We start from the raw sequence: 12883 nt of genomic DNA, 5'->3' as shown, positions 1-12883 counted from the left end.
CGCCTCCCCGGGCGCCGCCCGCTCAGATTAGACTGCGCGCGGACCAGGCACATCGGGCGGGGGCAGCAGTGGCAACGGACATACGCAAGCCCTCGGTGACCCCGCCGGTTCCGCCCGTCCCCGAACCGGACGACGCGCACAAATGGGGCCGGGTCACCACCCCGCGCACCCTGCTCTCCCGCGCCCTGTCCGTCCCGCTCATCCTCGGCTTCACCGTCTTCCTCCCGCTGATCGTCGCCGTCCAGCCCGGCGACGGGCAGCGCGACGCGGCCTTCTGGCTCCAGCTCCTGCTCACGATGTACGCGGGTGCCCGGCTCTCCGCGATGGTCCTGACCAGTCGGCGCAAGCTGCTCCAGGGCTCCTTCTGGCTCTTCGTCTACATGGCGATGGGCGTGGCCCCGCTCGCCCAGGCCGTCCTGGGCCGGGTCCCGACCCCCGTGGTCGGCCCCCGCTCCGACCTCACCGTCGCCATCGGCCTGGTCCTGCTCGGCTGCACGGCGTTCGACGTCGGCGTCCTGCTCGCCCGCCACCGGCCGGCCGGGCGGGCCGGCGGATCCCAGAAGGAGCCGCGGCCGGTCATGGCCCACCGGCGCCGCCTCCAGCTGCTGACCGGGCTCGCCTTCCTGTGCAGCGCCGCGTTCATCATGAAGCTCGGCGGCCCGGCGGTGTTCTTCTCCAGCCGCCAGGAGATCATCGCGGGCATCGAGGAGGCGGGCGTCTCCAACGGCGACGGCCAGGCCGGGCAGGCCCTGCTGCGCGGCTTCGGCACGGTCCCGGCGCTGCTCGCCCTGCTGCTCTACACGCGCTGGCTGATCACCTCCACGTACGCCCGCCGCAAGGTGTCGATCATCGTCACCTGGGGGGCGCTCGCCCTGCTCAACCTGGTGGTCAACAACCCGATCTCGAACCCGCGGTACTGGTTCCTCACGGTCATGTTCGCGCTGCTGTTCACCGTCTTCCCGGTGAGCGCCGCGATGTACCGGGTGGCCCTGTCGATGGCCGTGGTGATCGCCCTGCTCGTGTTCCCGTTCGCGGACCGCTTCCGCTACGACGAGAAGAACTACAAGCCGGTCGAGACCACGTCGTTCCTGGAGCCGATGGCGCTGAAGGACTACGACCAGATCGGCATGTTCGCCAACACCATCACGTACTCGAACTCCGGGCCCGGGCACCTGTACGGGCGCCAGCTCGCCGGATCCGTCTTCTTCGCGGTGCCGCGTTCGGTGTGGCCGGGCAAGCCGAAGGACACGGGCGTGATGGTCGGCGAGTGGATGGGGACGGTCAACACCAACCTCTCGTCCCCGATCTGGGCCGAGCTGTGGCTGGACTTCGGCCCGCTCGGCATGGGCGCGGGGCTCCTGGCCACGGGGTACGCGGCCGCCCGGGTGGACCGCCGCTACGCGAAGCGCGCCACGCGGCGCTCACCACCGGGCAGCCTGATCTCGGTGGTGGTCCCGCTGGTGGCGGGCTACTCGTTCATCCTGCTCCGCGGCCCCCTGCTCCAGGCCTCCGGCCGGGTGGCGATCGCCGCCCTGTGCCTGGCGCTGGTGGCGACGTACCGCCAGGACAAGTCCACCGTCCTGCGCTAGGGGTGTCGTCGCGGTCAGGTGGCTCAGGCCGCGGTGGTGATGCCCGCCTCGGAGGGGCGGGCGGCCGGGAGGCGGGAGACGCGCAGCCACGCCGCCGCGGCCTTCAGGGCCGAGCCGGCCGCCAGCCCCCAGGCGGCGCCGGCCACCCCGGCCAGCGCGTACCCGCCGAGCAGCAGGGCCACCGACAGCAGCGAGAAGACCACCTGGAGGGAGAGCGTCGCCTTCGGGTTGAGGACGCGCAGGGTGAGCAGGGCGCACGTGCCGAGGCCCATCACCGCGTACTGGGCTCCCGTGGCCGGGAGGAGGGCGGAGGCCGCTGCCCACGTGTCGCCCAGCAGTTCCCGGCCCAGGCGCTCGGGCAGCGCGTAGAGGACCGCGCCCCAGCCTGCGCCCAGCGCCGCCAGCACACCGCCCATGGCCACCGTCAGCCGGACCACGCCCCGTTTGCCGGACGCGCGCCCCACCACCGGCGGGCCGAACGCGTTCGCCGAGTTGAACAGGACGTTCAGCGGGCCGAACAAGGTGGTCGCACCCCGCAGCGAGCCCACCGCCAGCGGGGTCGCGAACAGGCCGAGCCCCAGCACCGCCAGCTGGCTGGAGCCGTTGCCCACCGCGAACTCGACCACGAACCGCTGACCGAGGTGCCCGCGCCGCAGGTACGGCCGCAGATCGGCCGCCGAGCCCCGGACGTACGGACGCAGCAGCACCAGGCCCAGCGCCAGCGCCGGCAGCGCCGAGACCCCCCACACCAGCACGAGCCGCCCCGCCGAAGCCCCTTCAGGCTGGAGCAGCAGCGCGGCGACGACGCACACCAGCCGCAGCGCGTCCGCGGCCAGCGCCCGCTCGGGGGTCCGCAGCGCCGAGAAGCAGTACCGCAGCCCGTCCTGGACGAGCACCAGCGGCAGCACGAGGCCCAGCGCGAGGAAGGCCCGGCCCGCGGCTCCGGGTACGGCGAGGCCGACGAGGGCCAGCAGCACTCCGGCGGCTGCCGAGGCGGCCGCCGTGAAGGCCAGGCCCGAACGGCACACCGCGCCCAGCCGCTCCTCGTCCTTCTCCAGCACCACCGTCTGGCCGACGTACGCCATGTTCAGCCCGAGGAGCACGCTGAACGTCACGTACACCATCGAGAAGTCGGCGAACCCGGACGCCGAGGACAGCCGGGCGGCCAGCACCAGCACCAGGATGTTGGTGGCGCTGGACGCGGCCTGGTCCAGGACCGAGGAGACGGCGGCGAGGCCGCGCCGGCTCATCTGCGGCCCATGCGCACCGTGCGCAGGGCCACCGTGTCCGTCCCGTCGCCCGGGATGTGCTGCTCGGGCTCGGCCTGCCGGTGCGCCTGCTGACCTTGCTGGCCCTGGCCCTGGCCCTGACCCTGGTTCGGCTGCCGCGTGAGCGGCTGGGCCTGCGGCGCGGACGGCCGCGAGGAGGCCTGCGCCGGGGCGGGGGGCGCGCCCTTCGCCTTGCCGCCGCGCCCGCCCCGGCCGCGCTTCTCGCCCGGCAGCGGTGCGTGCAGCACCGCGCCGAGCACCGTGCCGCCGGCGCCGCTGATCAGCTCGCGGATCCGGGACAGGTCGGTGCGGTGGACGGCGCGCGGGTCACAGACGACCAGGACGCCGTCGACGCGGTCGACGAGCGCGAGCGCGTCGGCGTACGAGAGCACGGGCGGCGCCAGCACGACGACCGTGGAGTTGGGGGAGTCCGCCTCGGAGATCAGCCGGGTGGCGCGCGGGGAGGTCAGCGCGCGGGCCACGTTGCGCACCGGCTCGCCCGGGATCAGGTCGAAGTCGCCCGACTCCCCGGCGTCGACGACGAGCTGGCGCCCGTCGGGCCAGTCGGTGTCCCCGTGGGCCGCGGCCGCGCCGCCGCCGGAGGCGCCGCCCGGCGCCTGGCTCCAGCGCGGCCGTCCCGCGCCGGTCGGCAGCTGGCTGGCCAGGACCGGCGTGCGCAGGTCGGCCTCGATCAGCAGGACGTCCTTGCCGGTCTCGGCGAAGGAGGCGGCCAGGTTCACGGCCGCCGCGGCGGCCGTCTCGCTGCTGCCGCGCGGGGCGACGACCAGCAGCCGGCGCCGGTCGGCGAAGCGGGAGTCGTACGCGAGGCGGAAGGCCACCGAGCGGAACTCCTCGGCGAGCCGCGGGTCCTCCTCGCCGGCCGCGAGCAGCGGCCCGCCGCCGGTCTTGGGACGCGGAAGGTAGCCGAGCACGGGGGCGCGCAGGGCCCGCGCGACATCGCCCTCGGAGCGCGGCGCGGGGTCGAACACGAGCCGGACCCACGCGGCGAGCAGGCCCAGGGCCAGGCCCACGGCCGCGCCGAGTGCCAGCGACATCACGAGGCCCGGACCGTCGGTGTCGGACGGCGGGGTCGCGGGGCTGGTGACCCGGCCCGGGCTCATGTCGAGGGCCTGGAGCTTGGCGATGTTCCCGTTGAGGGTGTTGACCTTGCTCTGCAGGTCGGTCTTCGAGGAGTACGCGGCGTCGCGGCCCGTGCCCGCCGGCATGGCGTTGATCTGCTTGACGAGCTCGTCCAGGTTCTTGGCGACCGGGTCGCGCTGGTCCTGGTAGCCCTTGACCATCTTGTCGCGCGTGACGTCGAGGGACTCCTGCCGCTTGAGCAGGTACGCCTCGGTCATCGCGTTGGCGCGGGTGGCTGCCTCCCTGGGGGAGGACGCGGTGTAGGTGAAGCGCAGCACCATCGTCTGCGGCGGGTTGGTCACCTGGAGGCCGCTGCGCAGGCCGGCGAAGTCCTTCGAGGTCACGCCGAGCTTCTTCGCGGCCTCGTTGGCTATGGAGGAGCTGAGCGCGACCTGCCGCTCCGAGCCGATGTTGATCGCCTTGTCGGGGGCCAGGCTCGGGTTGAACGGGTCGTCGGTCGGCGCGCGCAGCACGATGTCGGCGGTCGCGACGTACGTGTCGGACGTGGAGATGCCGAGGTAGACGCCGCCCAGCAGGCCGATGCCGACACCCGCCCCGAGGAGGCGGCGGTAGCGCAGGAGCTGTTTGAACTGGTCCCTGAGGAGGTCCGGTTCGTCCTCCGCCGGGACCGACGCAGGGCGGTTCGTCTCGATCACGGCTGCGGACCCCCAAGTGCTTCGTCTATCAGTGCGTCGATGCGGGCCAGGCCCGCGTCACGGCTCAGGTGGGCCGCCACGTGCCGGGGCCCGGCCGCCCCGAGCGCATCCGCGCCCTCGGGGTCCTCGGCGAGGGCCCGTACGGCCTTCAGCAGGGCGTGCGGGTCCTCCGGTGGTACGAGTACCCCCGCACCCGAGCGTTCCACTTCCTGGGCCGTGCCGCCCTCCGCCGCGACGGACGCGATGACGGGCCGGCCGGCCTGGAAGTAGGAGGTCAGTTTGGACGGCACGCTCATGTCGAGCACGGCCGCGTGCTGCGTCACGGCGAGTACGTCCGCCGCCGCGAGGATATCCGGGAACTCTCCGTCGGCGGCAGGGGGGATGATGTCCAGATTCGGCACGTCTGCCGCGAGGTCGGCGAGGGCGGCGCGCTGACTGCCGTCGCCCATGAGGACGAAACGGACGCCAGGGTCCAGGCGGGCGGCGCCCACGAGCACTTCGAGGCCCTGCTTGAGGCCCATGTTCCCGGAGTGCAGGACGACCGGTTCGCCCGGGGCCCAGCCGAGGTGGCGCCGGGTCTGGCCGCGCGGCCGGGTGGGCTGCGGCACATGGGACCAGTTGGGCACCAGGCGGATCTTCTCCGGGTCCACGCCCATGCCCACGACCCGGTCCACGAAGGTCTCGTGGATGACGCCGACCAGCGTGGCCCGCTTCAGGGCGTACGCCTCCGCGCGCCCCGCGATCGCCGCCGCCTTGTCGCCGCCGCTGATGCCGCTCTGCGCGGCGGCGGCGCCCATCAGGTCCTGGACGACCGGGACGAAGGGGACCTTCCAGCGGGCGGCGAGCCGGGCGGCGAGCACCCCGCCGGCCAGGCTGGGCATCTGGGCCATGACCGCGTCGGGGCGCGGCATCCGGGGCGGGGCCACGGCGCCGTGCAGCAGAATCGATCCTTCAAAGAGGGCCCGCTTGACGGCGGTCTGGCGGGGCGGCACGGTGTGCGCACGCCGGTGCACTGTGACCCCGGCGCGCCGTTCCGTGCGCCGGAGCGCCCCCTTGTACTCCGGCTCCAACGACCACGACGGGTAGTGCGGCATGCCGGCGAGCACGTGCGCGTCGTGGCCGAGATCCGCCCAGTGCTCCGCGATCTGGGTGGCGTACGGCCCAATCCCCGCGTGCTCGGGAGCGTAGTTGGTGGAAACCAGCAGTAGGCGCCGGTGACCGGATCTCGACACTGAACGTCCCCTTCTCCCCAGGATGATGCGCACGTCACCCTATTCGTTCACCGACAGCACGGGGAACGTGCACGCTATTGTCTGCTAATCCGCCACACCGGGGGGTGTGGTCGCTGGGGGGTAACTCATGACGGAGCGCGACATGTCCGACCTTGGCGCACCTGCGCACAGACCGTACCGAGTGGGGTATGCCCCAGGTGCGTACGATCTGTTTCATATCGGACATCTGAACATCCTTCGGCACGCCCGGAGTCAGTGCGACTACCTGGTCGCCGGGGTGGTCTCCGACGAGATGGCGGAACTGGCCAAGGGGCGCCGTCCGATGATCCCGCTCGTCGAGCGGCTGGAAATCGTCCGTAGCGTCCGGTATGTGGATGCGGCGTTCGTCGAGACGGTCCCGGACAAGGTGGAGACCTGGAAGCAGGTCCGCTTCGACGTGATCTTCAAGGGCGACGACTGGAGGGGCACCCCGAAGGGCGACAAGCTGGAGAAGGACTTCGCCGCCGTCGGCGTCGACGTCGTCTACTTCCCCTACACGGTGCACACCTCCAGCACCCAGCTGCGCCGGGCCCTGGACGCCCTGTCCGAGCCCCTGGACGCGCGGACCGAACCGCTCAGCGCGGAACGGCGCTGAGCTCCCGGAACCACTTCGCGAGGAACGCGGCCAGGAACAGCGCGGCGATCGCACCGAGCCCCGCGTACGCCCAGCGGAACAGTCCCCCGCCCCCGAGGACGAGGAACACCAGGCAGAACACGCCGTAGTCGACGGGCAGCAGCGCGACCGCGCGTACGGTCGACGGCGCGGCGGCGGGGCTGCCCGGGGCCGGCTTGGCCTTGAGCTTCTCGGTCAGCAGCCCGCCGAAGAAGGTCACGACCGACGAGAACTGGAAGCCCAGCGGCACCAGCAGCCAGCCGTGCCCGCCCGTCCCGTACGCCTCGGGGAAGCGGTAGAACGCGATCAGCACGCAGGTGTGCAGCGCGGTCAGCTTGGCGCAGTCCACCACGTGGTCCAGCCACTCGCCCGCCGCGCTGCCGCCCCCGCGCAGCCGGGCCAGCTGTCCGTCGGCCGAGTCGAAGGCGAAGCCGACGGCGAGCGCGGCCCACACCGCGACGCCCAGCCCCCACGAGGGCGCGGCCAGCGCCACGGCGGCCGCGGCGGCGAAGCTGAAGGCGGCGCTGACCAGTGTCACCTGGTTCGGGGTCAGCCCGAGCGCGTACGACACGGCGGCCAGGTAGCGCCCCGCGGGCCGGTTGACGAACCGCGAATAGAGCGACACCCCCTTCGCCGACTTCTGCGCCCCGCGCAGCTCCCGCAGCGCGGTCCCGACCTTCGCCATGCGTACCCCTGATTCCTGCTGCGGCGGCACACGTGTACGGGTGCACGTGTGTACGAAGGCACATCATCGCAGGGCGAGTGAGGCTTCCCGCTCCGCTTCCCCGCGGACGTCCGGGAGCAGCAGTACGGACAGGTTCGCGGCGGCGGTCAGGGCGGCCGCCGCCAGCAGTGGAGCCGCGGTCCCGGTGACCCCCGCCAGCGGCGCCGCCACCGCCAGCCCCAGCGGCCGGGCGGCGAAGGAGATGAGGGTGTCGAACGAGCCGACCCGGCCCAGCGTCTCCAGCGGGATCCGGCGCTGCATCTCCGTCTCCCACAGGGGGCTCAGCACGCCCACGCCGAACATCCCGGCGAAGAAGGCGCCCGCCGCCACCGCAGCGGGCAGCCGCAGCGCGAAGGCGGTGAGCGGCAGCGCCTGCGCCGAGGCCCCGACGGCCACCGCGTACAGCGGCCGCCGCACGGGCAGCCGGCCGGCGGCCCAGACCCCGACGAGCAGGCCGGCCGTGCCCACCTGGGCGATGACCACCCAGGTGGCCGCCCCGCCCAGGCTCTCCACGGCGATCAGCGGTCCCAGGGTGAGCAGCAGGCCCGCCGCGAAGTGCCAGACCCCGTGGGCGAGCACATTGGCCAGGAACCAGGGGTGGCGCCGGGTCTCGGACCAGCCGGCCCGCAGCTCGGCGGTGAACCCGGCGCGGGTGCGCGCGAGCGGCGCCGGAGCGGTCCGCAGTCCGCCGAGGGTGAGCGCGGAGGCGACGAAGAGCGCGCCGGTCAGCAGCGAGGACCAGCCGGCCCCGAGGGCCAGCATCATCGCTCCCGCGGCGGCCGGCCCCGCCATCTGCGCGATGCCGGTCGCCACCCCGAGCCGGGAGTTGACCCGCAGCCGCCCCGCGGCGGGGACGGCCGCCGCGACGAGCGTGCGGGCCGCGGGGTTCCCGAAGGCGACGCCGGCGCCGGTGAGCGCCGCCAGGGCCGCGAGCTCGGGGACGCGTACCGGACCGGACAGCAGCAGCGCCCCGGTCGCGACCTGCGCGGCGGCGCGCACCAGGTCCGCGGCCAGGACGACCCGCCGGGCGGGGAAGCGGTCGGCGGCCACGCCCGCGACGGGCATCAGCAGCAGCATCGGGAGCAGTTCGCTCGCGAGCACGATGCCGAGGTCCGCGGCCGAACCGGTGGGCACGACGGCCAGGGTGAGGGTGGTGGGGATCAGGGCGCTGGCGAATGCCGCGAAGGTGCGCCCGGCGAGGAGCCGCCAGATCGTCGGGGTCATGACGGCAGACAGTATTTCGCCAGCGAATCATTCGTCAACGAATTATTCGATCGGAGGTGCGATACTCGGGGTCATGGACACGGAGTACGCCGAGGATTCGGTCGACCGGCACATCGCCCGCTGGAGCGGCAAGGTCCCCTTCGACGTGCCCACCGAGGCGGTCATCACCCGGATCCAGCTCCTGGCCAAGCACGTGAAGTACGGCAAGGAGCGGGCTCTGGCCGAGACCGGGCTGCAGGAGTTCGAGTTCGAGACCATGCACCGGCTCGCCTCCCGCGGCACGCCCTGGCGGGCCCCCTCCGCGGAACTCGCCGCCGAACTGCTGCTCTCCCCGGCCGGGATGACCGGCCGCCTCGACACCCTGGAGAAGTCCGGGCTGGTCCGCCGGGTGCGCGCCTCCGTGGACCGGCGCCGGGTCGACGTGGAGCTGACCGACGACGGCCACCGGCGCTGGACCGAGGCCATGCGCTGGCGCGGTATCGCCGAGGCCGAGATGATCGGCCCCCTCGACGACGGGGAGCGGGCCGCGCTCTCCGCCCTCCTCAAGCGGATGCTGCGCCACGTCGAGGAGAAGCAGGAGAAGTAGCGGCCGCCCCCCCGGCCGCCCCCGCCTCCCGGCCGCCCCCGCCTCCCCCCGGCCCGCGGACCCGCGCCCCCTCAGCCGGTCACCCGCAGCAGCAGCACCGACCGGGCCGGCACCGTCAGCACCTCCCCGCCCCGGTGCCGGGTGCCGGGGGGTGCCGCCTGGTCCTCCCGGGCGGTGTCCAGCACCAGCTCGTACCCCGCCGCCCACGGCGCGCCCGGCAGCACCCACTCCACCGGCCGGTCCCCGGCGTGCAGCAGCGCGAGGAAGCTGTCGTCGTCGACCTGCCGTCCGCGCTCGTCCCGGCCCGGGATGTCCCGCCCCGACAGGTACATGCCGAGCGCGGCGGCGGGGGCGTACCAGTCCCGCTCGGTCATCTCCTTGCCCGCCGGGGTGAACCAGGCCAGGTCCCGCAGCCCGTCCGCGCCCTGCGGCCGCCCGGAGAAGAAGGCCCGCCGGCGCAGCACCGGATGCTCCTGACGCAGCGCCACCAGCCGCGCGGCCAGCGCGAACAGCTCCCGCCAGACCGGATCCTCCAGCAGCGACCAGTCCACCCAGCCCGTCTCGTTGTCCTGGCAGTACGCGTTGTTGTTGCCGCCCTGCGTCCGCCCGAACTCGTCCCCGGCCACCAGCATCGGCACCCCGGTCGACAGCAGCAGCGTGGTCAGCAGATTGCGCAGCTGCCGCCGCCTCAGCACCCCGACCCGGGCGTCCGTGCCCTCCGGCGGATCCCCCTCCACCCCGCAGTTCCACGAGCGGTTGTCGTTCGTCCCGTCGCGGCCCGCCTCCCCGTTGGCCTCGTTGTGCTTGTGCTCGTACGACACCAGGTCGCGCAGGGTGAACCCGTCGTGCGCCGTCACGAAGTTCACCGAGGCGTACGGCCGCCGCCCGCCCCACGCGTACAGGTCGCTGGAGCCCGACAGCCGGTACCCGAGGTCCCGCACGTCGGGCAGCGCGCCGCGCCAGAAGTCCCGTACGGCATCGCGGTAGCGGTCGTTCCACTCCGTCCACAGCGGCGGGAACGCCCCCACCTGGTAGCCGCCCGAGCCCACGTCCCAGGGCTCGGCGATCAGTTTGACCCGCCGCAGCACCGGGTCCTGGGCGATCACCGCGAGGAACGGCGACAGCATGTCCACGTCGTGCATCGAGCGGGCCAGCGCCGCCGCCAGGTCGAAGCGGAAGCCGTCCACCCCCATCTCGGTCACCCAGTAGCGCAGCGAGTCCGTGATCAGCCGCAGCACGTGCGGACGCCCGGCGTGCAGAGTGTTCCCGCAGCCCGTGTAGTCGGCGTACCGGCGCTGGTCGGACTGGAGCCGGTAGTAGCCCCGGTTGTCGACCCCGCGCAGCGACAGCGTCGGCCCCAGCTCGCCCGCCTCCGCGGTGTGGTTGTAGACCACGTCGAGGATGACCTCGATCCCGGCCGCGTGCAGCGCCCGCACCATCCGCTTGAACTCGCCCACCTGCTGCCCGGCCGTACCGCTCGACGAGTACCCGGCGTGCGGGGCGAAGTAGCCGATCGAGTTGTACCCCCAGTAGTTGCGCAGGCCCCGGCGCAGCAGGTGGTCCTCGTGCGCGAACTGGTGCACCGGCAGCAGTTCGACCGCCGTCACGCCCAGCTTCACCAGGTGCTCCACCGCGGCCGGATGGGCCAGACCCGCGTAGGTGCCGCGCAGCTCCTCGGGAACACCCGGATGGCGCATCGTGAACCCGCGCACGTGCAGCTCGTAGATCACCGAATCGGCCCACGGGGTCTTCGGCCGGACGTCGTCCGCCCAGTCGTCGTCATCGTGGACGACGACCCCCTTCGGCACGTGCGGCGCCGAGTCGCGGTCGTCGCGCACGGTGTCCGCGATGTACTGCTGCGGCCAGTCGCGGACGTGCCCGTACACCTCCGGCGGCAGCGTGAAGTCCCCGTCGACGGCCCGTGCGTACGGGTCCAGGAGCAGCTTGGCCGGATTGAACCGGGCCCCCGTCCAGGGGTCCCAGCGGCCGTGCACCCGGAACCCGTACCGCTGCCCGGGACGCACCCCGGGCAGGAATCCGTGCCAGATCTCGTGCGTCAGCTCGGTCAGAGCGCACCGGGTCTCGGCGCCCTCCGCGTCGAACAGGCACACCTCCACCGCCTCCGCGCCCTGTGCCCACAGCGCGAAGTTGGTACCGGCCGTCCCGTCCGGGCCGGTGCGGAACCGTGCCCCCAGGGGGTGCGAGGACCCGGGCCACACCGGGGGCCCCGGGCGCGTGACGGTCCGCAAGGCCGACTCGCGGCCCAGTATCACCGGACCGCTCCACTGCCCGTTGACGTGCGGGACGGGCGACTCCACTGAGGTCACTGACTCCATGGCGGCGGTATCCACCGCCTCTTGCTCGGCTGCGCTCGACACTGCCCGCCTCCACGGCTCCTGGGTACCGTCGGGGGAAGGCAGTGCGGCCCCGGCGTCCCGGCTGGGGCCCGCCCCCGTCTGGTCCTTCCCACTGTTCTGCCCGGAGAGATCTGCCCGGAACGTGGCCCGCGCTCACGTTTCCCCCGGAGGGGCCCGGTCGTTGGAGGGATCGTGACACTTCTGACGAGGCGGGCGGCGGCCGGCTTGGCCGCCGCAGCGGCGATGGCGGGCCTGCTGGGCGGCCTGGCCGGATGTACCGCGAGCGGCGGTTCCCCCGTCGAGATCCAGCTCCCCGGCAAGCCCCGGTCGCCCGACGAGGCCATCCGCATCACCCCCGAGGACAACGCCAAGGGGGTGCCGGCCGAGGGGCCGCTGACCGTCAGAGTGCCGGAGGGCCGGCTCGAACGGGTCGTGGTCACCAAGGTCGAGGACGCCCAGGAGGAGCGCGTGCCCGGCTCCATCGCCCCCGACGGGCTCAGCTGGAGCCCCGACACCGAGGGCGGCAAGCTCGCGCTCGCCGCCAAGTACACCGTGGACGCGGTCGCGCTCGACGGCCACAACCGGCGCCAGGCCCGGCACACCACCTTCACCACCTACGTCCCCGAGGAACGGTTCATCGGCTACTTCAAGCCCGAGAACCGCTCCACCGTGGGCACCGGCATGATCGTCTCGTTCAACTTCAACCGGTCGATCGCCAACCGCGCCGACGTCGAGCGGGCCATCACCGTCACCTCCAAGCCCCCGGTACAGGTCGTGGGCCACTGGTTCGGCAAGGAGCGCCTCGACTTCCGGCCCAAGACGTACTGGAAGCCCGGCACCGAGGTCACCGTCACCATGAACCTGCGGGACGTGCAGGGCGCGCCCGGCTCGTACGGCATCCAGGACAAGTCCGTCACCTTCACGGTCGGCCGCTCCCAGGCCTCCCTGGTGGACGCGGAGGCGCACACGATGGAGGTCCGCCGCGACGGGAAGCTGGTCCAGACCCTCCCGATCAGCGCCGGAGCCCCCAAGAACACCACCTACAACGGGAAGATGGTGGTGCTGGAGATGTTCGACGTGACCCGGATGAACGGCCAGACCGTCGGCTTCGGCGGCGAGTACGACATCCCCGACGTCCCGCACGCCATGCGGCTCACCACGTCGGGGACCTTCCTGCACGGGAACTACTGGGCCAGCCCCGACACCTTCGGCTCCTCCAACACCAGCCACGGCTGCGTGGGGCTGCGCGACGACAAGGGGGGCGGCTCGGACACCCCGGCCGGCTGGTTCTTCGACCGGACCCTGGTCGGGGACGTGGTCGAGGTCGTGAACTCGCAGGACAAGACCGTGGCCCCGAACAACGGGCTGGGCGGCTGGAACATGTCCTGGGCGGACTGGGTCGCGGGCTCGGCCATCACCTGACCCCCGGCCGTGCCCGCTGCCCCCTCCGGGTGA

The 12883-nt window shown here is 73.2% G+C and carries 10 protein-coding genes; 4 read left to right on the top strand and 6 right to left on the bottom strand.

Annotated features, from left to right (window positions below):
- Positions 1–68: 68 nt before the first annotated feature.
- Positions 69–1589: a hypothetical protein gene (locus ACFYXV_RS01275; protein ID WP_385469397.1), complete on the top strand. Its 1521-nt coding sequence runs from the start codon at positions 69–71 to the stop codon at positions 1587–1589.
- Between the two features lie 23 nt (positions 1590–1612).
- Here the strand turns inward: ACFYXV_RS01275 and ACFYXV_RS01270 are convergent, their stop codons facing one another.
- Genes ACFYXV_RS01270 through ACFYXV_RS01260 form a run of 3 tightly spaced genes read right to left on the bottom strand, consistent with a single transcriptional unit; the run spans position 1613 to position 5855 of the window.
- On the bottom strand, positions 1613–2839 hold the full coding sequence (locus ACFYXV_RS01270) for a hypothetical protein (protein ID WP_389381740.1): 1227 nt from the start codon (positions 2837–2839) through the stop codon (positions 1613–1615).
- Positions 2836–4653: a lipopolysaccharide biosynthesis protein gene (locus tag ACFYXV_RS01265; RefSeq protein ID WP_389381739.1), complete on the bottom strand. Its 1818-nt coding sequence runs from the start codon at positions 4651–4653 to the stop codon at positions 2836–2838. The genes ACFYXV_RS01270 and ACFYXV_RS01265 overlap by 4 nt, the downstream gene beginning before the upstream one ends.
- Positions 4650–5855, bottom strand: coding sequence for a glycosyltransferase family 4 protein (locus ACFYXV_RS01260; protein WP_385469421.1), 1206 nt, complete (start codon positions 5853–5855; stop codon positions 4650–4652). Before ACFYXV_RS01260 ends, ACFYXV_RS01265 begins: the two co-directional genes overlap by 4 nt.
- A 172-nt stretch (positions 5856–6027) precedes the next feature.
- On the opposite strand from ACFYXV_RS01260, the gene ACFYXV_RS01255 reads away from it, so the two are divergent.
- Positions 6028–6519, top strand: coding sequence for an adenylyltransferase/cytidyltransferase family protein (locus tag ACFYXV_RS01255; protein WP_383346065.1), 492 nt, complete (start codon positions 6028–6030; stop codon positions 6517–6519).
- On the opposite strand, the gene ACFYXV_RS01250 is transcribed toward ACFYXV_RS01255, so the two are convergent.
- Together ACFYXV_RS01250 and ACFYXV_RS01245 are read right to left on the bottom strand one after the other, a co-directional pair.
- Complete coding sequence (locus ACFYXV_RS01250) at positions 6500–7222, bottom strand: CDP-alcohol phosphatidyltransferase family protein (RefSeq protein ID WP_389381738.1); 723 nt, start codon at positions 7220–7222, stop codon at positions 6500–6502. The two genes, ACFYXV_RS01255 and ACFYXV_RS01250, sit on opposite strands and share 20 nt — an antisense overlap.
- A gap of 63 nt (positions 7223–7285) precedes the next feature.
- Positions 7286–8485, bottom strand: coding sequence for an MFS transporter (locus ACFYXV_RS01245; RefSeq protein ID WP_389381737.1), 1200 nt, complete (start codon positions 8483–8485; stop codon positions 7286–7288).
- A 73-nt stretch (positions 8486–8558) separates the two neighbouring features.
- On the opposite strand from ACFYXV_RS01245, the gene ACFYXV_RS01240 reads away from it, so the two are divergent.
- The gene (locus tag ACFYXV_RS01240; RefSeq protein WP_385469406.1) at positions 8559–9071 is read left to right on the top strand and encodes a MarR family winged helix-turn-helix transcriptional regulator; all 513 of its coding nucleotides are present in this window, start codon (positions 8559–8561) and stop codon (positions 9069–9071) included.
- A 71-nt stretch (positions 9072–9142) separates the two neighbouring features.
- Here ACFYXV_RS01240 and glgX read toward each other — a convergent pair whose 3' ends face one another.
- Positions 9143–11449 carry a glycogen debranching protein GlgX gene (gene glgX / locus ACFYXV_RS01235; protein WP_385469408.1) on the bottom strand — a complete coding sequence of 769 codons (2307 nt, stop codon included), beginning with the start codon at positions 11447–11449 and terminating at the stop codon, positions 9143–9145.
- A gap of 222 nt (positions 11450–11671) precedes the next feature.
- Here glgX and ACFYXV_RS01230 point away from each other — a divergent pair, with 222 nt between their 5' ends.
- A complete protein-coding gene (locus ACFYXV_RS01230; protein ID WP_385469423.1) occupies positions 11672–12850 on the top strand; it encodes an Ig-like domain-containing protein in 1179 nt (392 codons plus the stop codon).
- Positions 12851–12883 lie beyond the last annotated feature (33 nt).

It is taken from the genome of Streptomyces sp. NPDC002181 (assembly GCF_042890485.1).
In the GTDB taxonomy this organism is placed as follows: domain Bacteria; phylum Actinomycetota; class Actinomycetes; order Streptomycetales; family Streptomycetaceae; genus Streptomyces.
The sequence above is the reverse complement of the archived record's forward strand: the minus strand, read 5'-3'. Positions and strand labels throughout refer to the sequence as shown.

What these genes read in the sequence shown, in the direction of transcription:
- ACFYXV_RS01270 (WP_389381740.1), bottom strand. Translation starts at nt 2,839, where the DNA reads ATGAGCCGGCGCGGCCTCGCCGCCGTCTCCTCGGTCCTGGACCAGGCC.
- ACFYXV_RS01255 (WP_383346065.1), top strand. Translation starts at nt 6,028, where the DNA reads ATGTCCGACCTTGGCGCACCTGCGCACAGACCGTACCGAGTGGGGTAT.
- ACFYXV_RS01250 (WP_389381738.1), bottom strand. Translation starts at nt 7,222, where the DNA reads ATGGCGAAGGTCGGGACCGCGCTGCGGGAGCTGCGCGGGGCGCAGAAG.
- ACFYXV_RS01245 (WP_389381737.1), bottom strand. Translation starts at nt 8,485, where the DNA reads ATGACCCCGACGATCTGGCGGCTCCTCGCCGGGCGCACCTTCGCGGCA.
- ACFYXV_RS01240 (WP_385469406.1), top strand. Translation starts at nt 8,559, where the DNA reads ATGGACACGGAGTACGCCGAGGATTCGGTCGACCGGCACATCGCCCGC.
- ACFYXV_RS01230 (WP_385469423.1), top strand. Translation starts at nt 11,672, where the DNA reads ATGGCGGGCCTGCTGGGCGGCCTGGCCGGATGTACCGCGAGCGGCGGT.